Below are 17,089 nucleotides of genomic sequence, written 5' to 3'. Positions count from 1 at the left end.
CATGAACGAGCACGGGCACCTCGCCGACTTCCTCCAGGCACGCCGGAGCCTGCTGCGGCCCGAGGACGTCGGGCTGCGGACCTACGGCGAGCGGCGCCGGGTGCCCGGGCTGCGGCGGGAGGAGCTCGCGATGCTCGCGGGCATCAGCGCGCCCTACTACACCCGCCTGGAGCAGGGCCAGTCGCGCAACGCCTCGCGCGAGGTGCTCGACGCCATAGCGAGCGCCCTGCGCCTGGACGAGCCAGAGCGTGCCCATCTGCACGCCCTGGCCCGCGCACCGAGACGCGACAGGGCCGCGAGCAGGCCGCGTACCGAACACGTGACCCCGGCGACCGGCGCTCTGCTGGCGGCCCTCGGGAGCACACCCGCCATCGTGATCGGCCGCCGCAGCGATGTCCTGGCCTGGAACCGTCAGGGGCACGGGCTGTTCGCCGGTCATCTCGACCCGGACGGCCCCGGCGTCCCCGGACGGCGGCCGAACATGGCCAGGCTGGTGTTCCTGGACGCGCACACCCGTGACCTGTACACCGACTGGCCCGCCAAGGCCAGGGCCGTGGTGGGCAACCTGCGCCTGACGGCCGGGCGGCACCCGGACGATCCACTGCTGGCCGGGCTGATCGGCGAGCTGACCATGCGCAGCCCGGAGTTCGCCGCGATGTGGGCCGATCACCGGGTCCTGGCCTGCGATGTCGCCGACTACGAGATGCGCCACCCCCTGGTCGGGACGCTGACGGTCACCCAGCAGACGCTGCAGAGCCCGCAGGGAGACGGTCCCGCGCTGGTGGTGGCCACGGCCGATCCCGGCTCCCCCTCCGCGACGGCCCTGACCCTGCTCTCCCACGTCACCGCACCGCGAGAAGCACCCCGGCCACACCCCGGCGCCAAAACCCAAACCACCTGACCCACACCACCCGACCCACACCGCCTGACCCGCACCACCCGACCCACACCGCCTCCCCCAGGCCACGTCCCCCGATCCGCCTGCCCCGAGCCGCCTGGCCCGCCCCCCCTCCCGAGACGCCCTCGATCTCCGAGACACCTCTCGATCCGCAGGACACCCCTCGCCCACGGCGCCGAACCACGGCCGCCGCATGCCGGAAAACAGTGAAGGAACCATGCCCAAGCGAAGCATCAAGATCACTATGTCGGCCGCCCTGCTGGCCGCGGCCGCCCTGACGCCGACCGCGCCGGCCGCGTCAGCCGACGCGACGGCCGCCAGGGGACCGCTGACAGACGTGCGGATCGCCACCCACTTCGACCTGTCCGCGGGCCAGATGCCGGAGAACATCGCCCTGCTGCCCGACGGCACGGCGAACGTCACCTTCGCGGCCGGTCGCCAGGTGGCCCAGGTCACCCCCCGGGGCGAGACGCGCGTCCTGGCGACGCTGCCCGCACCCGCCGACGGCGGGGTCGACACGCCGGTCCTCGGTTTCCCCCTGACCACCGGCATCGTCCACACCCCGGACGGCACCGTGTACACGCTGTACGCGACCGGCACGGCCGACCTGACGGGGCTGTGGCGACTGCGCCCGGGAAAGACCCCTCAGCGCATCGCCGCGCTGCCCGCGAACGGGCTGCCCAACGGGCTGGCGCTGGACGGACACGGCAAACGGCTCTACATCACCGACTCGGTGCTCGGCGCCGTGTGGACCGTCCCCGTCACCGGCGGCACTCCCGTCGCGTGGTCCACCGCTCCCGAACTCGCCCCGGCCGGCTTCCTCGGGGCCAACGGCGCGAAGGTGCACGGCGGCGCGCTGTGGGTGACCAACCTCGACCGGGGCACCCTCCTGCGCATCCCGATCCGCTCGGGAAACCGCGCGGGAGCACCGCGGGTCAGGGCATCGGGCATGGTCGGTATCGACGACTTCGCCTTCACCGGCCGTGGCGACGAGATCCTCGCCGCCCTCAACGGCCCCAACAAGGTCGTGCGCGTCCGGTCCGACGGCACCGGCACCACCGTCCTGGACGCCGCCGACGGACTCCAGAACCCCACCTCCGTCGCGCTGCGCGGCGATGACGTGTATGTGCTCAGCGCCGCCTACACCACGGCCACCGACCCCAACCTGCTGCGCGCACGCCTGCGCGACCACCGGTAGGCCAACCGCGCCGGGGCGGGCTCCCACGGGATCGAACCGGTTCAGGCGTTGTAGCCGCCGTGGGAGTCCAGCACCGCGCCCGTGACGTACGACGCGGCCGGGCTCGCCAGGAAGGCGATCGACACGGCGATCTCCTCGGGACGGCCCATGCGCTGCAGGGACAGCGAGCCGACCAGGACCTTGAGGGTCTCGGGGTCCGGCGGCTCCATCCCGCCCTCCATCAGTCCGGCCTCCACGACGTTGGCCGTGATGCCCCGGGACCCGAGGTCCCGTGCGACGCCCATGGTGTATCTCTCGACCCCCGACTTGGTCGCCGAGTAGTCGGCGAGGCCCGGGAGCCCGACCCGGGAGCCCAGCCCGGAACTCACCGTGATGATGCGGCCGTCCGCGCGCAGCACCCGGGAGGCGGCCCGGATGACGGCGATCACGCCGAGGTAGTTGGTGGCGTGCATCCGGTCCAGCGCGGCGGTGTCGGCGTCCGGGTCGTCCACCCTGCGGCTCACCGAGATCGCCGCGTTGTTGACGAGGATGTCCAGGCCGCCGAAGTGCGCGACCACGTCGTCGATCAACGCCGGCGCCCCGTCCAGGTCCGCCTGGTCGGACTTGAGGGCGACGACCTTCGCGCCCGTGGCGCGCACCTCGTCGACGACGGCCCGCGCCCGCTCGTCGGAGCTGACATAGGTGAACGCGACGTCGGCGCCCTGCTCGGCCAGCAGCCGTACGGTGGCGGCCCCCAGCCCGCGAGACCCTCCGGTGACCAGGGCGACCTTGCCCGTGAGCGGCTTGTTCATTCTTCTCACCTCGTTGATCGATCCATCCGATGGTCGTAACACTAATAGTTACAACCTCATGGTCGCAACATTTGCTGTTACGACTGGGCGGCCGTACCATACAGCGTCGGGACCGGGAGAAGAGGGTTCATGAGCGCCAACAGCAGGTTGACCATCGCCGCCCACGCGCTCGCCTGGATCAGCCTCTACCAGCGCCAGGGCAACGAGGTCGCGACCTCCGAGCAGATCGCGTCCAGCGCGAACACCAATCCCGTGGTGATCAGGCGGCTGCTCGGCGAGCTGCGCAGGGCCGGTCTCGTGGAGTCCCGGCGGGGCGCGGGCGCGGGCTGGTCGCTGGCCCGCGAGCTGGAGTCGATGACCCTGCTCGACGTGTACGAGGCGGTGGAGCCCGGCCCGCTGTTCGCGATGCACCGCGCCACCCCGGACCAGGGGTGCACGGTGGGTTACGGCATCCAGCCCGCGATGCGGGGCATCTACGAGGGCATCGAGGAGACCCTGCGGCGCGAGCTGGCCCGCGTCACGCTGGAGGACGTGCTCCAAGACGTCCTCGCGGCCCCTCGCTAGCCCCCGCCCCGCGCCACGCCGGAGGACGGTCCGGGACGCCCTCGCGGCACCCCGCCAACCCCCGCCCCGCCCCGCCCCGCCGACCCGGATGATCGGCGCGTTGCCCGACGGGCGAATAAATACTAAGTTTCCCTACTGGAAATACAGGTAATTATGGAAGGTGTCGCGGGGAGGGCTCTTGACCACCGGCTTCGACGCCGCCGGGCGGCGTGTACTGGTGGTCTGCGCGCTCGGCGGGTTCACCACGCTGCTCGACAACTCCGTCCTGAACGTCGCCGTACCGGCGCTGCGCGGTTCGCTGCACGCGGACGCCACCCAGGTGCAGTGGATGGTGGCCGGATACTCCCTGGCCTTCGGCCTCGCCCTCATCCCCGGCGGGCGGCTCGGCGACGTCCGGGGCCGCAGGCCGTTCTTCCTCGCGGGAATGGCGATCTTCACCGTGGGCGCCGCGCTGGCCGGGGCGTCCCCCCACCCCTGGGCGCTCGTCGCGGCGCGCCTGCTCCAGGGGCTCGGCGGCGGCCTGGTCAACTCCCAGATGATCGGCACGATGCAGGACACGTTCACCGGGTACGCCAGGACGCGCGCGCTCGGCCTGTACGCGGTGACGGGCGGCGTGGCGGGCGGGCTCGGGCCGCCGCTGGGCGGCGCCGTCATCGGGGCCTTCGGTCCCGAGATCGGATGGCGGCTCGTCCTCCTCCTCGCCGTGCCGTGCGGCGTGGTCACGCTGGCGCTCGCGGCGCGCCACCTGCCTCCCGCGCGAGCGCGGGCGGGCTCCCCCGACCTCGACGTGGTGGGACTGCTGCTGATGGGCGGCCTGACCCTGTCGCTGATGCTGCCGTTCGTCCAGCCCCCGACCGGCGCGGCCGGGCTCCTCTGGATTCCCGTCGTGGGCGCCCTGGCCGTGTCGTTCTTCCGGTGGCAGCACCACTACGCGCGATCGGGACGCCGTCCGCTGGTGCATCCGGCGCTGGCGCGGTCGGCGCCGTTCGCGGCGGGAACCGTGGTGGCGATGGGGTACTTCGGCTCAGGGCTGGCGTTCTCGCTGGTCCTGGTCGTGTTCCTGCAGGAGGGCCTCGGGCTGTCGGCCCTCGTGGCCGCCGCCGTCACCCTGCCCTCGGCGCTGTCGATGACGGTCAGTTCCGCGCTGGCCTGGCGCGCGGCGCGCCGGTTCGGCCGGTACGCCGTCTCGGTGGGGCTCGCCCTGTCGGCGGGCCTCATGCTCGTGAGCGGCCTGGTCGGCCTGCTGGCCCCGCGCCCCCACCTGCCCGTCCTGCTGGCACTGTGCGGCATGTGCGCGGGCGCCGCCTCGGGGCTCGTCATCTCCCCGCTCCAGGCGTCGGTCCTCCAGCACGCGCCCGCGGAGGCGGCCGGGGTGGCGGGGAGCATCCTGCAGATGTCCCAGCGCATCGCGGCCGCGGTCTGCATCTCGGCGGTGTCGGGAATCTACCTGTACGGCTCCGCCGCGGGCGCGTCCGGACACCGCCCGGCCTTCTGGCACGCGGTCCTCACCTGCGCCGGCGTCGCCGCCTTCGCGCTGCTCGTCTCGCTCCTGGGACCACATGGCCGGCCGGAGCGCCCGTCTCCCGGCGCCCGGACCGCGGCGGAGACACCGGCGAGCCAGGGCTCCGGCACGTGACTACGGGAATGGATTGCCTTTTTACATTATTCCTACCAATAATAGAGGTAATTATCGCGGCACACCCTCGGGACATGCCGCACGAGAGCCGCGCGAGGGCCGCGAGAAGACCGCACGAGGGCCGTACGAGGGCCGTACGAGACGAGAGTCGCACGAGAGAGGAGAGCCGACCGATGAGCGACCACCGCACCCTGTCACTCGCCGTCGACCTGGACGGGGACGGCGCCCACCCGGCCGCCTGGCGCCACAGCGGCCGCCGGCCGGGGGACGTCCTGACCGCCGCCGCGCTGCGCGCCGCCGTCGGCGCGGCGGAGTCCGCGGGCTTCACGCTGGCGACCTTCGCCGACGCGCCGGTGCCACCGAGCCGCGGGCTGGACGCGGCCGGGCGGCTGGAGGCGGGCACCCGTGCCGCGTTCGCCGCGCCGCTGACAGACCGGATCGGGCTGGCGCCCACGCTGCACGTGACCACGACCGAGCCGTTCCACCTCGCCACCCAGCTGGCGAGCCTCGACCACGCCAGCCGGGGCCGCGCGGGCTGGGTGGTCGGCGCGGCGCACGACGCCGACGACCTCGCGACGATCGGGGCGAGCGCGCCGGACGCCGACGCCGTACGGCGCGAGGCCGCCGAGGTCGTCGACGTCGCCCGTCTGCTCTGGGACTCGTGGCAGGACGACGCGGTGATCAGGGACGTCGCCACCGGCCGCTACCTCGACCCTGACCGCGTCCACCACGTGAACTTCACCGGCACCACCTTCTCGGTGACCGGGCCGCTCATCACCCCCCGCCCGCCGCAGGGGCAGGTCGTCGTGCTCGCCCCGGCCGAGCTGGAGATCGACGCTCTCGCCGACGTCGTGCTCGTCGGCGGGCCCGACGCCGGAGCGATCGCCCGGCGGGCCGACCGGGCCAGGGACTCCGGCGCGGCGCTCGCCTTCGCCGAGGTCGAGGTGGTCCTCGACGCCGGCGAGCCCGGGGAACGGCGGCTCGCCGCCCTGGACGCGGCCACTCCGTGGCCGGACTCGGGACGGCTGCGGTACGCCGGTCCCGCACGCGGGCTCGTGGAGCTGCTCCACTCCCTGGCACCGGGCGTCGACGGGGTGCGCCTGCACCCGGCGGTGCTCGCCGTCGACCTGCCGGTGCTCGCCGGGCAGGTGCTGCCCGCGCTCGCGGCGGCCGGGCTGCACCGGACACCCGAGCCCGGCGCCACACTGCGCTCGACGCTGGGCCTGTCCCGCCCCGCCAACCGCTTCGCCGCCCCGGCGAGCACGACCGCGTGAGGTGACACGACCATGACCACCACGACTTCGACCGGCCCGACAGGCCCGACCGGCGCCCCGTACGACCCGGACGCCCGGGTGCACCTCGGCGTGTTCTACACCGGGGTCGGCCCGCAACTCATCTGGACCGGCCCGACGGCCGCGCCGCACGTCGCCATCGAGACCTTCACGGGGCTGGCGCGGCTGCTGGAGCGAGGGCTCTTCGACGCGTTCTTCCTCGGCGAGGGCCTGCGCGTCCGCGAGAACCGGGGCCGTGTCTACGACCTCGACGTCGCCGGACGCCCCGACGCGATCACGCAGCTGTCCGCGCTCGCCGCCGTCACCGAGCGCATCGGGCTGGTCGCCACGCAGAACACCACGTACAACTTCCCGGCGGACCTCGCGCGCCGCCTGGCCGGCCTCGACCTGCTCTCCGACGGGCGGGCGGGCTGGAACATCGTCACCACCGACAACGCCTGGACCGGCGCCAACTTCCGCCATGGCGGCTGGCTCGCGCACGAGCGGCGCTACGAGCGGGCCACCGAGTTCGTCGAGGCCGCGAAGGCGCTGTGGGCGTCCTGGGAGCCGGACGCCGTCGCGGAGTCGGGCGAGGCCAAGTCCTGGGCGCGGCCCGGAGCGATCCGCGACGTCGAGCGGGACACCGGCCTGGTCCGGCTGCGCGCGCGTGCCACCGTACCGGCCAGCGCGCAGGGCCGCCCGGTGCTGTTCCAGGCCGGTGACTCGGACGGCGGGCGCGAGCTCGCGGCACGGCACGCCGACGTCGTGTTCTCCGCCAACACCGACTACGACAAGGCCGTGGCCTACGCCGCCGACCTGCGCGCCAGGCTTGCGCGCCACGGCCGCTCGCCGGACTCGCTGCGGATCCTGCCCGGCGCCTCGGTGATCCTCGGCGACACGCCAGAGGAGGCCAGGGAGCGCGCGGAGTGGGTGCGGAGCGAGCAGATCTCCCCGGCGCGGGCGATCGCGTTCCTGGAGCAGTACTGGGGCACCGACCTGTCCGCCTACGACCCGCACGGCCCGCTGCCCGACATCGAGCCCGGCGAGGCGGAGCTCGACCCGTCGCGCGGCACGCTCCCGATCGAGCGGCGCACCGGCAAGCTCGCGCTCATCGCCCGGTGGCGCGAGCAGGCCGAGGCGGAGAACCTGTCGATCGTGCGGCTCGTGCGCCGCGTCACGCCCCAGCACCGTTCGTTCGTGGGCACGCCGTCGCAGATCGCCGACGAGTGGACGCACTACGTCCGCACCCGCGCGGTCGACGGTTTCAACATCACCCCGCACCTGGTGCCGTCGTCGCTGGAGGACATCGTCGACAAGCTCGTGCCGGAGCTGCAGGAGCGCGGCGCCTACCGCACCGCGTACGAGGGAACGACGCTCCGCGAGCACCTCGCCCTGCCGGCGGTGGGGTGAAGGAGAACCGACTGGGCAGGTGCCCCCACCCGGCAGGGTGGGGGCACCGCCAGGGACCCTTACCCGGCCCCCGTGGACGGGGAGTCCCTACTCCTCCTCGGTGAACACGACCTCCCGGCGCCTGCGAATCGCCGGGAGGACGGCGACGACGAGCGCCGCCACGGCCAGAGCGAGGAGCGCCGCGGAGATCGGCCGGGTCAGGAAGACCGTCGCGTCACCGCGGGAGATGATGAGCGCCCGCCGCAGGTTCTCCTCAAGCAGGGGGCCGAGGACGAAACCGAGCAGCAGCGGCGCCGGCTCGCAACCGCACTTGATCAGGACGTAGCCCAGGATCCCGAAGAACACGATCGCGTAGACGTCGTACGCGTTGAACTCCAGGGAGTACGTGCCGATCGCGGCGAACAGGATGATCATCGGGAACAGTACCTGGTACGGGATGCGCAGCATGCGCACCCAGAGGCCGATCAGCGGCAGGTTCAGCAGCACGAGCAGCACGTTGCCGATCCACATCGACGCGATCAGGCCCCAGAACAGCGCCGGTTCGTCGACGATGACGTTCGGGCCGGGGGTGATGCCGTGGACGATGAACGCGCCGACCATCAGGGCCATCACCGGGTGGGCGGGCAGCCCCAGGGTGAGCAGCGGGACGAACGACGTCTGCGCGGCGGCGTTGTTCGCCGACTCGGGCCCGGCGACACCCTCGATCGCGCCGCGCCCGAACTCCTCCCGCCGCTTCGAGATCCGCTTCTCGACGGCGTACGAGGTGAACGAGGCCAGCACGTGACCGCCGCCGGGCAGGACGCCGAGCGCGGCGCCGAGACCGGTGCCCCGCAGGATCGGGCCGACCATCCGGCGCCGGTCCTCGCGGGTCGGCCAGAGGTTCCTCACCTTGCCGACGATCGCCGTGCGGGTCCGCTCGTTCTCCAGGTTGCGCAGGATCTCGGCCACCCCGAACATGCCGACGGCGACCGAGACGAAGTCGATGCCGCCGTACAGCTCCCGCTGGCCGAACACGAACCGGGGCGTGCCGGTGTAGATGTCCTGGCCGACCGTGCCGAACAGGACGCCGAGCGCGATCATCGCCAGTGCCTTGAGCGCCGTGCCGCGCGCCAGCGCGATCGACACGATCAGGCCGAGCAGCACCAGCGAGAAGTACTCGGCCGGGCCGAACCTCAGCGCGACGCGGGCCAGCGGCGGGGCGGCGACGGCCAGCACGACGGTGGCCACCGTGCCCGCGAAGAAGGACCCGATCGCGGCGGCGGCGAGCGCCGCGCCGGCCCGGCCCTGCCTGGCCATCTCGTGCCCGTCCAGCGCGGTGACCGCCGCCGACGACTCACCGGGCAGGTTGATCAGGATCGCGGTCGTCGAGCCGCCGTACTGCGCGCCGTAGTAGATGCCGGCCAGCATGATCAGCGCCGTCACCGGCTCGAAGCCGAACGTGATCGGCAGCAGCATCGCCACCGTCGCCGTCGGCCCGATGCCGGGCAGCACGCCGACCGCCGTCCCGAGCAGCACTCCCACGAAGCAGTAGAGGACGTTCTGGAGAAGGAGGGCGGTCGAGAAGCCCAGCGCGAGGTTGTCGAGAAGTTCCATGCCTCAATCCGGATGCCGCGTCAGAACCCCAGCCACGTGCCCCATAGCGGGACCCGCAGCTGAAGCCCGACGACGAAGATGAGCGTGCCCGCCACGGTGAGCCCGGCGGCCACGGCGACGGCCGTGAGCAACCGCACGCGCGAACTGGCCAGCGCGGTGAGCAGGGCGGTCACCGCGGACGCCGGCACGAACCCGAGCCCCCGGACGGTGAGTCCGAAGAACAGGACCGCGAGCACGATGAGGCCGACCGCGAGCCAGGGGACCGGCCCGAACTCGATCACCTCGCCCGCGACGAGCCCCTTGATGACGATCGCGAGGCCCAGGGCGGCCACGATCGCGCCGACCAGCAGCGGGAAGGCGCCGGGGCCCATCCGCAGCGGGGTGCCCAGCTCGTAGCCGAGCGCCCCCACCACGAACGCGCCACCGATCAGGACGAAGACTCCCCCGGCGAGAACGTCCGGGAGGGACCGGCGGCGCTCCACCTCAGGAGGCCTTGACGCCGGCGTCGGCGATGACCTTCGCCCAGGTGGCGAGCTGCTCTTCGAGTTTGGTCTTGAGCGCCTGCGGGGTCGCGTCCTCCGCCGGGACCGGCGCGGTGCCGAGCTTGGCCATCTGGTCGACGATCCCCTTGTCGGCCAGCGCCACCTTCAGCGCCTCGGACAGCTTCTGGACGACCTCCGGCGGCGTGCCCTTCGGCACGTAGAGACCGTGCCACACGCTGACCTGGAGCTGGGGCAGCCCGGCCTCGGTCGTGGTGGGCAGGTCGGGCAGGCTCTTCACCCGCTCCGGCGTGGTGACCGCGTACGCCTTCACCTCGCCCGCGGAGATCTGGCCGCTGGTGTTGGTCGTCTGGTCGCACATGAAGTCGACCTGGCCGCCGACGAGGTCGGTCAGCGCGGGGCCGGTGCCCTCGTACGGGACCTCCTGGAGCTTCACCCCGGCGGCGGTCTGGAACAGCAGGCCGCACAGGTGGGACGCGGCGCCGATGCCGGCGTTGGCCAGCGTGACCTTGCCGGCGTTCGCCTTCACGTAGGTCACGAGGTCCTGGAGCGTCTTGGGCTCGAAGTCCTTGCGGGCGACGATCGTCATCGGCACCTCGGTGACGAGCCCGACCATCTCGAAGTTCTCCAGCGGCTTGTAACCCAGGTCCTTGTACAGGGCGGGCGCCGTCGACATGCCGATGTGGTGCATGAGCACGGTGTAGCCGTCGGGCTCCGCCCGCGCGACCTCACCGGCGCCGACCGTGCCGCCCGCGCCCTCGGCGTTCTGGACGACGACCTTGGCGCCGAGCTTGGCGGCCATCGGCTCGGCGATCATGCGGGTCACGGTGTCCGTCGGGCCGCCCGCGCTGAACGGCACGACGAACGTGATGTTCTGGTCCGGGTACCCCGTGGGACCGGCGCCCCCGCCCGTGGCGCCCCCTCCGGCGCCACCGTCGCCGGCGCAGGCCGCGGCGAGTGAGACGACACCGATCGCGGCGGCCATCCGCGCGACGGCCCGGTACCTGCTGGTCGTTCTCATGTCGCGGCCTCCTCCTCGGCGCACGCGCGTTTGGGCGCGCGGCATCAGTCTCGGCTGACGGGGCCGCGAATGGTGTCAGAGAAATCCCAAGAATGCGTCGGATGCCAGAGAAGTCCCTATATCGGGAGGGCTGACCAATCGCCGATCCGGCCCGTACAATCCGCCGGTATGCGGATCACCATCATCGAGGATGACGACCGCGTGGCGCGGGGATTGGTGACCGTCCTCTCCCAGGCGGGATTCGAGGTCCACCGCATCGCCACCGCCGCGGAGGCCGAGCGTGCCGCCCCGTCCGACGTGGTCCTCGTCGACCTCGGCCTGCCCGACGGCGACGGGCTCGACGTGATCCGCAGGCTGCGCGACCGCCCGGAGACCGCCGTCATCGCCGTGACGGCACGGTCCGAGGAGCACGAACGGGTCCGCGGCCTGCGCGCCGGCGCGGACGACTACATCGTGAAGCCGTTCGGCATCCCGGAGCTGCTCGCCAGGATCGACGCCGTCCTGCGGCGCACCCGGGTGGCCCGCTCCCTGAGCCATCCGGACGAGCCGCTCGTCCTCGGCCCGATGCGGATCGGCGTCGGCACCCGCGAGGTCACCGTCGGCGGCACGCCCCTGGCGCTGACCCGCAAGGAGTTCGAGCTGCTCCTGCTGCTGGCCAGGCGGGCACCGAACGTGGTGAGCCGCGACGTCATCCTCGACCAGATCTGGGCCACGACCTGGGAGGCGTCGAGCCGCACCCTGGACACCCACATCGCGGCGCTGCGGCACAAGCTCGGGCCGTCCGTGCTCATCCGCACGATCCACGGAGTCGGCTATCGGCTCCTGGCCGACCAGCCGGAGCTGATCGGCTGACGCGCCGTGCACCGTCGCCTGCTCGCCGTCCTGGTACCCCTCGCGGTGCTTCTCGTCGCGGCGCTCGGCGTGCCGCTCAGCGTCACCGTGGCCGAACGGGAGATGCAGGAGACGTACGTCGACCGGCTCAACGACGTCGGCCGGTTCGCGTCGCTGGCCGAGACCGCGCTGTCGACCAGGCGGACCGAGGCGCTCCAGCAGGAGCTGGCGCACTACCACGAGCTGTACGGCATCCCGGCCGCGGTGATCGACGTGTCGGGCACGGTGCTGCTCGGACCGGCGGACGCGTACCAGGAGGCGGCGCGGGCCGAGCCGGCGCTGCCCCGGATCGTGACCGCGGCGCTGGCCGGGGCGAGGTCGGAACCGTCCTGGGAATGGGCGCCGTGGGACGACTCCGCGCTCGTGGTCGCCGAACCGGTGGGCCGGGACAGCGAGGTCGTCGGCACCGTCGTGACGATCTCCGACCTGTCGAGGACACGCCACCGCATCCTCGTGCGATGGGCCCAGCTCGCCGGGCTCGGGCTGCTGCCGCTGGTCGCGCTGGTGGCCGTCGCCTGGCCGGTGTCGGCGTGGGTGCTGCGGCCGGTGCGGGAGCTCGACGCGGCGAGCTCGCGGATCTCGCGGGGCGACCTCACGATCCGGGCGGACGCCGAGGCCGGCCCGGTCGAGCTGCGGCGGTTGGCGGAGTCGTTCAACACCATGATGGACGCGGTCGAGAACGCCGTGCAGCGGCAGCGGGCGTTCGTGTCCGACGCGTCGCACCAGTTGCGCAACCCGCTGACCAGCCTCCGGCTCGCCGTGGAGAGCCTGGAGCCGCATCTGCGCGCGTCCGGCGACGGGCGGCAGGTCTACGACATGGCCGTCGACGAGCTGAAGGCCATGCAGCGGATGCTGAACTCGTTGCAGGCCAGCGCGCGGATGGAGAGCATACGGACGGCGTCGCCGGTGGACCTCGACGCGGTGCTGGCGACCCGGGTGAACCGGTGGCAGGCGCTGACGGCGACGGCGGGACAGACCCTGGCGGTCGACGTGCCACCGGGGCTGCGGCTGCTGGAGCCGCCGGGCGGCCTGGGCAGCGTCCTGGACGAGCTGATCAGCAACGCGTTGCGCCTGTCGGACGCGGGGGTGGTGGAGGTGACAGCCGAGGTCGTCCCCGGTGACGTCGCCGGGGCCGAGGGCGGGGGCGGGGCCGAGGTCAGGGGCGGGGCCGGGGGCGTGGTCACGATCGTCGTCCGTGACGACGGCCAGGGGCTCGACGCGTCGGAGCGGGCCCAGGCGCTACGGCGGTTCTGGCGGTCGCCACGGCACCAGAACGTGCCCGGGACCGGCCTGGGACTGGCGATCTGCGCCGACCTGGTCGGGGCGGCCGGAGGCGAGTTGCGGCTGGAGGAGGGCCTGCCACGCCCGGACGGCTCCGGGCACGGATTCGCCGCGGTTGTCGTACTGCCGGTCGTTCCACAGGTGACATCACCATCCGGCACGCCGGCGCCGTCACGGACCTGAGGCTTTTGGCTCCGTCACCGCGTCGCCACTTTTCCCGGGTCAGCGCTTGCGGTCGCGGAACCAGGCGGTCGCGCCCGGATGGAGCGGGATCGACGCGGTGGAGATCCCGGTCCGCACGTTGATCTGCCACGCTTCCGGAACGGCCTCGGGGACGGCCTCGCCGTCGCGGCTGGCGGAGATGATCGTGCGGGTGTGCGTGAAGATCGTGTCGGTGATGGCGTAGACCAGGTCGTCGGGCAGGTCGTCGCGCACGAGAAGCACGTTCGGCACGGCGACGGTACGGGTGGCCGGGACACCCGCGTAGGCGGTCGCGGGGATCATGGCCGGGGTGTAGGGCCCCGGGAACGCGGTGAAGAGCGCGTCCGCCTGCGCGTCCAGCGGGATCAGCCGGATCGGGTGCCGCCGTACCAGCTCCGTGATGGCGGGGGTCGGGACGCCGGTCAGGGAGAACATCGCGTCGATCTCGCCGTCGCGCAGCGCCGCCGCCGACTCGGCCTGGCTGAGATACCGGCCGCCGGCGTTCACCCGGCCGCGTTCCAGAACCCGCAGCGACGTGAACTCGGTGCCCGAGTCGTGGGCACCGAGGGACACGCGCCTGCCCTCAAGGTCCCGGAACTCCTCGATCTCCGAACCGGCCATGACCACGAGGTGCAGGTGACTGTCGTAGAGCCGGCAGATCGCCGAAAGTCCCCCGGGCGCGCTGCCGTCGACCGTGATCAGCGCGTCCAGGCTCGTCAGCCCGAGGTGCACCTCACCGGCCCGCAGCATCCGGATGTTGTCGGTGGACGCCCCGCTCGGCACGGTGGTCACCGTGGCCCCCGGCACCTGCTCGGAGATGTGTTCGGCCAGCGCGCCGCCGATGCGCCGGTACACCGCCCCCGCCGGCCCGGTGGCCAGCCGCAGGTGGACCCTGTCGGCCTCGGGCCGCGGGGAGCAGCCGACGAGCAGCCCCCCGGCGGCCATGAGCACCACCCGCCGGCCGATCCGTGGCTCCGGGTTCAGCACCATGCCGCGATGATACGGACCCGGGCCGCCGGTCGCCGGTGACATCGGCGTCACATCGACGGACCGGCGAACGGTGGCCTCGTCGACCGGGCTCCAACCGGCGTCCACCCGGTCTCGAGCCGGGAGCTCTACCACTGAGCTACAACGAGGCCACGCTCATGACACACGCCACTGCCGACCGGGCTCGAACCGGCGCCCACCTGGATGAAGAGCCAGGCGTTCTACCGCTGGACTACGGAGGGTCGCGGCCGTCATTCTTCCCGACGTCGTCCGGCGGGCGCCACAGGATTAGTGGTCGTGGTCCCGGACGGGCAGATCGCCGACGACCACCCCGGAGGCCAGCCCGTGGCTGACATCGGCGATCATCTCGGGCTTGACGTGCCTGCCGCTGAACGCCCCCGCCGGAGCAGGGCGGCCCAGACCGGGTCGGCGATACCCACCCCGTGCACCAGCTCGGGCGTCGGCCGGAACACCGCCACCCCGCGCCCGGGCGCGGGCACGGGCACGGTCCAGCCCGACCGCTCCGGGTCCAGCCCCGCCGTACGGCACGCCGCCTCGACATCGGCGCGAGCACAGCCCGCGCTCCCGTCCAGGACCTCCCGCGGCAGAAGCACCAGGTCCGCGACGTCCTCGGGCCGGTATCGGCGGCCGAGCGAGGCGTGCAACTCGACCAGGATCTCCCTGCGGGGCGGCTGAGTTCTGTCATCGCGGAACTTCATGAAGTCATCATTCCGGTTGGTCACACTTCACTTCGACCGAATTATCCGGCGCTATCCGATAACGGAACGTCTGGACCGGGGCGAAGGCTCGCGATAAAACGTTCGCCAGGCGTACAGGCAACGCGCCATGAACCGGAAGGGAATGGCCTGTCCCCTGGTCTGGTCGACGGTGCCGGCCAGGTGCAGGTCGAGCTCCGGGCAGTGGAAGAGCCAGGTCCCGGTGACTCCCGAATGGCCGACGAGCGTGACAGGGCGGCGCCCCGGTGACATGAGCCGGCCGACCTTGAAGAACATGGTGCCCAGTCCGTACCGGAGGACGGGGACATCGCGCAGCCGGTTGCGCCGCTCGGTGAGCGCTTCCAGCGAGCGGGCGTCACCGAGGAGTTCGCCGTCGAGCAGCGCCCGCTGGAAGGTGAGGAGATCGCCGGTGGTGCTGAACAGGTCGTTGCTGGACTCGATCATCGAGGGCAGTTCCACGCGGCGCTGTCTCGCGTGGAGCGGTGAGGGCGCCACGGTCGCCGGGTCCTGCGGGCGATGTCCCGGGAGCCAGGTGTGCGTCAGGCCGAGCGGACCGAGGATCCGTTCGGTCAGCAGCTCGGCGAACGACCGGCCGGTCACCGTCTCCAGGATGCGGATGAGCAGCTGGAAGCCGGTGTCGGAGTAACGGGCCTTCTGCCGGGCGGCCGCGAGGTCCTGCGGCTCGAAGTGCGGGCGCTGCTGCTCGCGCGCGATCCGCATCGCGTCCTCGAAGGTCCAGGCCACATCCCGACCGGCGGCGAGGTGCTCACGCAGGCTGGGGCCCTCACGACGCTTCTCGAAGTAGTCGGGCAGCCCGGACGTGTGGCTCGCGAGGTGGCGCACCGTGATCGCGGACGTCCGGTCGATCCCCCCGAGGACGTGGAGCCCCGTGATCGTCTCCGCCGGCAGGTAGTCGCCGATCGGCGCGGCCGGCTCGATCTCGCCGCGCTCGTGCGCCTGCAGCACCAGCGTGATGATGAAACGCTTGGTGACGCTCGCGATGAAGAACGGGGTGTCGGGACGCAGTGGACGATCGCCGGCCCCGGCGGGTCCCGAGGCGGCGGACCAGCGCTGTTTCCCGTCACCACTCGTGACGGCGAGGTTGGCGTGGTGCACGCCCCGTCGCGCGACGAGGCTCTCCAGCAGACCCGTCAGCCGTGCGTCGACGTCGTCGGGAACGCGATTGTCATGAGCGGGGATCGTGGCGAGCGGCGATGTCACGTGAATGTTCTCCCTGTCTCCGTTGCCTGCGTTGCCTGCGCTGTCTCCGTGCCTTCAACGTGCCTCCTCGGCGCCACACCTTCCGCCACGCCTTCCATCGGGCCTTTCACCGGTCGAGGCGGTCGAGGCGGTCGGTCGGCATTCGCGACGGCCATCACGACCATGAGCATCACCCCAAGGGGTCTCATAGACATGTCTAATAGACATGTCTATGAGAGTCAATGGTCTAAACTCGGCCGATGGCCCATGTGATCCTCGGTCTGCTTCTGATCGCCCCGCAGACCTTCTACGACCTCATCAAGGGATTCGAGGCCGGCGTCGCGCTCTTCTACAGCGCCAGCTCCGGCAGCATCAAACGCGCGCTGGACACCCTGCTCGCACGGGGGTTCATCGAGGTCGCCAGCGTCGAAGCCGGAGGCCGGGGACGGAAGGTGTACCGCCTGACCGAGGCCGGTCGCCAGGAGTTCCACGAGTGGATGACAGGGGACCTGGCCGGGCTCGACCTGGAGACCGCCGCACTGTCCAGGCTCTACTTCCTCGGCCTGCTGGAGCCGGCCGAACGCCTGCCGGTGCTCCGTCGCATCACGGCGCGCATCGAGACCGACCTCGCGACGCTCTCGTCCCTCGACAAGCACCTCGACACCCTGAACATCCCCGAGGAGCACCGCGACCTCGCCACCCACCAGCGCGCGACGCTCGCCTACGGCATCGCCTCACACCGCTTCACACTCGACTGGTTCCGCGATCACATCGACCGGCACGAGACACCGAACCACTGACACCGCACGGCCTCGGCCCCGATCCGGCGGCACACCCACCACCTCGATCACCCGACGGGCCACGGTCGCCGGCAACGGGCCTCCTCGCCAAGCCACGAACGAGAAGACAC

The 17,089-nt window shown here is 72.3% G+C and carries 16 protein-coding genes and 1 tRNA gene; 9 read left to right on the top strand and 8 right to left on the bottom strand.

The window, feature by feature from the left end:
- The first annotated feature begins 1 nt into the window (after window position 1).
- Together ACSC1Q_RS09820 and ACSC1Q_RS09815 are read left to right on the top strand one after the other, a co-directional pair.
- On the top strand, window positions 2-901 hold the full coding sequence (locus ACSC1Q_RS09820) for a helix-turn-helix domain-containing protein (protein WP_436758336.1): 900 nt from the start codon (window positions 2-4) through the stop codon (window positions 899-901).
- Window positions 902-1,115: 214 nt separating this feature from the next.
- Window positions 1,116-2,096 carry an SMP-30/gluconolactonase/LRE family protein gene (locus tag ACSC1Q_RS09815; protein WP_436758335.1) on the top strand — a complete coding sequence of 327 codons (981 nt, stop codon included), beginning with the start codon at window positions 1,116-1,118 and terminating at the stop codon, window positions 2,094-2,096.
- Window positions 2,097-2,137: 41 nt separating this feature from the next.
- On the opposite strand, the gene ACSC1Q_RS09810 is transcribed toward ACSC1Q_RS09815, so the two are convergent.
- Window positions 2,138-2,887, bottom strand: a complete 750-nt coding sequence (locus ACSC1Q_RS09810; RefSeq protein ID WP_436758334.1) for an SDR family NAD(P)-dependent oxidoreductase — start codon at window positions 2,885-2,887, stop codon at window positions 2,138-2,140.
- 129 nt (window positions 2,888-3,016) lie between these two features.
- On the opposite strand from ACSC1Q_RS09810, the gene ACSC1Q_RS09805 reads away from it, so the two are divergent.
- The 4 genes from ACSC1Q_RS09805 to ACSC1Q_RS09790 all read left to right on the top strand — a co-directional run bounded on the left by ACSC1Q_RS09805 (window position 3,017) and on the right by ACSC1Q_RS09790 (window position 7,768).
- On the top strand, window positions 3,017-3,451 hold the full coding sequence (locus tag ACSC1Q_RS09805; RefSeq protein ID WP_436758333.1) for an Rrf2 family transcriptional regulator: 435 nt from the start codon (window positions 3,017-3,019) through the stop codon (window positions 3,449-3,451).
- A 178-nt stretch (window positions 3,452-3,629) separates the two neighbouring features.
- Window positions 3,630-5,087 (top strand): MFS transporter, encoded by a 1,458-nt coding sequence (locus ACSC1Q_RS09800; protein WP_436758332.1) that lies wholly within the window; start codon window positions 3,630-3,632, stop codon window positions 5,085-5,087.
- A gap of 173 nt (window positions 5,088-5,260) precedes the next feature.
- Entirely contained in the window at window positions 5,261-6,361 is a 1,101-nt protein-coding gene (locus ACSC1Q_RS09795) for an LLM class flavin-dependent oxidoreductase (RefSeq protein WP_436758331.1), read from the top strand.
- 12 nt (window positions 6,362-6,373) lie between these two features.
- The gene (locus tag ACSC1Q_RS09790) at window positions 6,374-7,768 is read left to right on the top strand and encodes an NtaA/DmoA family FMN-dependent monooxygenase (RefSeq protein ID WP_436758330.1); all 1,395 of its coding nucleotides are present in this window, start codon (window positions 6,374-6,376) and stop codon (window positions 7,766-7,768) included.
- A gap of 87 nt (window positions 7,769-7,855) precedes the next feature.
- Here ACSC1Q_RS09790 and ACSC1Q_RS09785 read toward each other — a convergent pair whose 3' ends face one another.
- From ACSC1Q_RS09785 to ACSC1Q_RS09775, 3 genes are read right to left on the bottom strand one after another with little or no spacing between them, the layout of a single operon-like run.
- Complete coding sequence (locus tag ACSC1Q_RS09785) at window positions 7,856-9,361, bottom strand: tripartite tricarboxylate transporter permease (protein WP_436758329.1); 1,506 nt, start codon at window positions 9,359-9,361, stop codon at window positions 7,856-7,858.
- A gap of 20 nt (window positions 9,362-9,381) precedes the next feature.
- Window positions 9,382-9,843 carry a tripartite tricarboxylate transporter TctB family protein gene (locus tag ACSC1Q_RS09780; protein ID WP_436758328.1) on the bottom strand — a complete coding sequence of 154 codons (462 nt, stop codon included), beginning with the start codon at window positions 9,841-9,843 and terminating at the stop codon, window positions 9,382-9,384.
- A 1-nt stretch (window position 9,844) separates the two neighbouring features.
- Window positions 9,845-10,882 carry a tripartite tricarboxylate transporter substrate-binding protein gene (locus ACSC1Q_RS09775; RefSeq protein ID WP_436758327.1) on the bottom strand — a complete coding sequence of 346 codons (1,038 nt, stop codon included), beginning with the start codon at window positions 10,880-10,882 and terminating at the stop codon, window positions 9,845-9,847.
- 168 nt (window positions 10,883-11,050) lie between these two features.
- Between ACSC1Q_RS09775 and ACSC1Q_RS09770 the strand changes: the two genes are divergently transcribed.
- Window positions 11,051-11,734 carry a response regulator transcription factor gene (locus ACSC1Q_RS09770; RefSeq protein WP_436758326.1) on the top strand — a complete coding sequence of 228 codons (684 nt, stop codon included), beginning with the start codon at window positions 11,051-11,053 and terminating at the stop codon, window positions 11,732-11,734.
- A gap of 6 nt (window positions 11,735-11,740) precedes the next feature.
- Window positions 11,741-13,237 (top strand): sensor histidine kinase, encoded by a 1,497-nt coding sequence (locus tag ACSC1Q_RS09765; protein ID WP_436758325.1) that lies wholly within the window; start codon window positions 11,741-11,743, stop codon window positions 13,235-13,237.
- A 39-nt stretch (window positions 13,238-13,276) separates the two neighbouring features.
- On the opposite strand, the gene ACSC1Q_RS09760 is transcribed toward ACSC1Q_RS09765, so the two are convergent.
- The 4 genes from ACSC1Q_RS09760 to ACSC1Q_RS09745 form a co-directional block, all read right to left on the bottom strand.
- A complete protein-coding gene (locus ACSC1Q_RS09760; protein WP_436758324.1) occupies window positions 13,277-14,245 on the bottom strand; it encodes a TAXI family TRAP transporter solute-binding subunit in 969 nt (322 codons plus the stop codon).
- Window positions 14,246-14,316: 71 nt separating this feature from the next.
- A tRNA-Ser gene (locus ACSC1Q_RS09755) sits at window positions 14,317-14,391 on the bottom strand.
- A gap of 213 nt (window positions 14,392-14,604) precedes the next feature.
- Window positions 14,605-14,961, bottom strand: a complete 357-nt coding sequence (locus ACSC1Q_RS09750) for a hypothetical protein (RefSeq protein ID WP_436758323.1) — start codon at window positions 14,959-14,961, stop codon at window positions 14,605-14,607.
- Window positions 14,962-15,012: 51 nt separating this feature from the next.
- On the bottom strand, window positions 15,013-16,200 hold the full coding sequence (locus tag ACSC1Q_RS09745; RefSeq protein ID WP_436758322.1) for a serine hydrolase domain-containing protein: 1,188 nt from the start codon (window positions 16,198-16,200) through the stop codon (window positions 15,013-15,015).
- A 239-nt stretch (window positions 16,201-16,439) separates the two neighbouring features.
- On the opposite strand from ACSC1Q_RS09745, the gene ACSC1Q_RS09740 reads away from it, so the two are divergent.
- Window positions 16,440-16,979 carry a PadR family transcriptional regulator gene (locus ACSC1Q_RS09740; protein WP_436758321.1) on the top strand — a complete coding sequence of 180 codons (540 nt, stop codon included), beginning with the start codon at window positions 16,440-16,442 and terminating at the stop codon, window positions 16,977-16,979.
- The last annotated feature ends 110 nt before the right edge of the window (window positions 16,980-17,089 follow it).

It is taken from the genome of Streptosporangium heterodermiicola (genome assembly GCF_051390675.1).
Classification (GTDB): Bacteria; Actinomycetota; Actinomycetes; order Streptosporangiales; family Streptosporangiaceae; genus Streptosporangium.
This window is presented reverse-complemented; position numbering and strand designations above follow the sequence as displayed.

What these genes read in the sequence shown, in the direction of transcription:
- ACSC1Q_RS09810 (WP_436758334.1), bottom strand. Translation starts at nt 2,887, where the DNA reads ATGAACAAGCCGCTCACGGGCAAGGTCGCCCTGGTCACCGGAGGGTCT.
- ACSC1Q_RS09815 (WP_436758335.1), top strand. Translation starts at nt 1,116, where the DNA reads ATGCCCAAGCGAAGCATCAAGATCACTATGTCGGCCGCCCTGCTGGCC.
- ACSC1Q_RS09805 (WP_436758333.1), top strand. Translation starts at nt 3,017, where the DNA reads ATGAGCGCCAACAGCAGGTTGACCATCGCCGCCCACGCGCTCGCCTGG.
- ACSC1Q_RS09795 (WP_436758331.1), top strand. Translation starts at nt 5,261, where the DNA reads ATGAGCGACCACCGCACCCTGTCACTCGCCGTCGACCTGGACGGGGAC.
- ACSC1Q_RS09790 (WP_436758330.1), top strand. Translation starts at nt 6,374, where the DNA reads ATGACCACCACGACTTCGACCGGCCCGACAGGCCCGACCGGCGCCCCG.
- ACSC1Q_RS09770 (WP_436758326.1), top strand. Translation starts at nt 11,051, where the DNA reads ATGCGGATCACCATCATCGAGGATGACGACCGCGTGGCGCGGGGATTG.
- ACSC1Q_RS09820 (WP_436758336.1), top strand. Translation starts at nt 2, where the DNA reads ATGAACGAGCACGGGCACCTCGCCGACTTCCTCCAGGCACGCCGGAGC.
- ACSC1Q_RS09750 (WP_436758323.1), bottom strand. Translation starts at nt 14,961, where the DNA reads ATGAAGTTCCGCGATGACAGAACTCAGCCGCCCCGCAGGGAGATCCTG.
- ACSC1Q_RS09775 (WP_436758327.1), bottom strand. Translation starts at nt 10,882, where the DNA reads ATGAGAACGACCAGCAGGTACCGGGCCGTCGCGCGGATGGCCGCCGCG.
- ACSC1Q_RS09760 (WP_436758324.1), bottom strand. Translation starts at nt 14,245, where the DNA reads ATGGTGCTGAACCCGGAGCCACGGATCGGCCGGCGGGTGGTGCTCATG.
- ACSC1Q_RS09785 (WP_436758329.1), bottom strand. Translation starts at nt 9,361, where the DNA reads ATGGAACTTCTCGACAACCTCGCGCTGGGCTTCTCGACCGCCCTCCTT.
- ACSC1Q_RS09740 (WP_436758321.1), top strand. Translation starts at nt 16,440, where the DNA reads ATGGCCCATGTGATCCTCGGTCTGCTTCTGATCGCCCCGCAGACCTTC.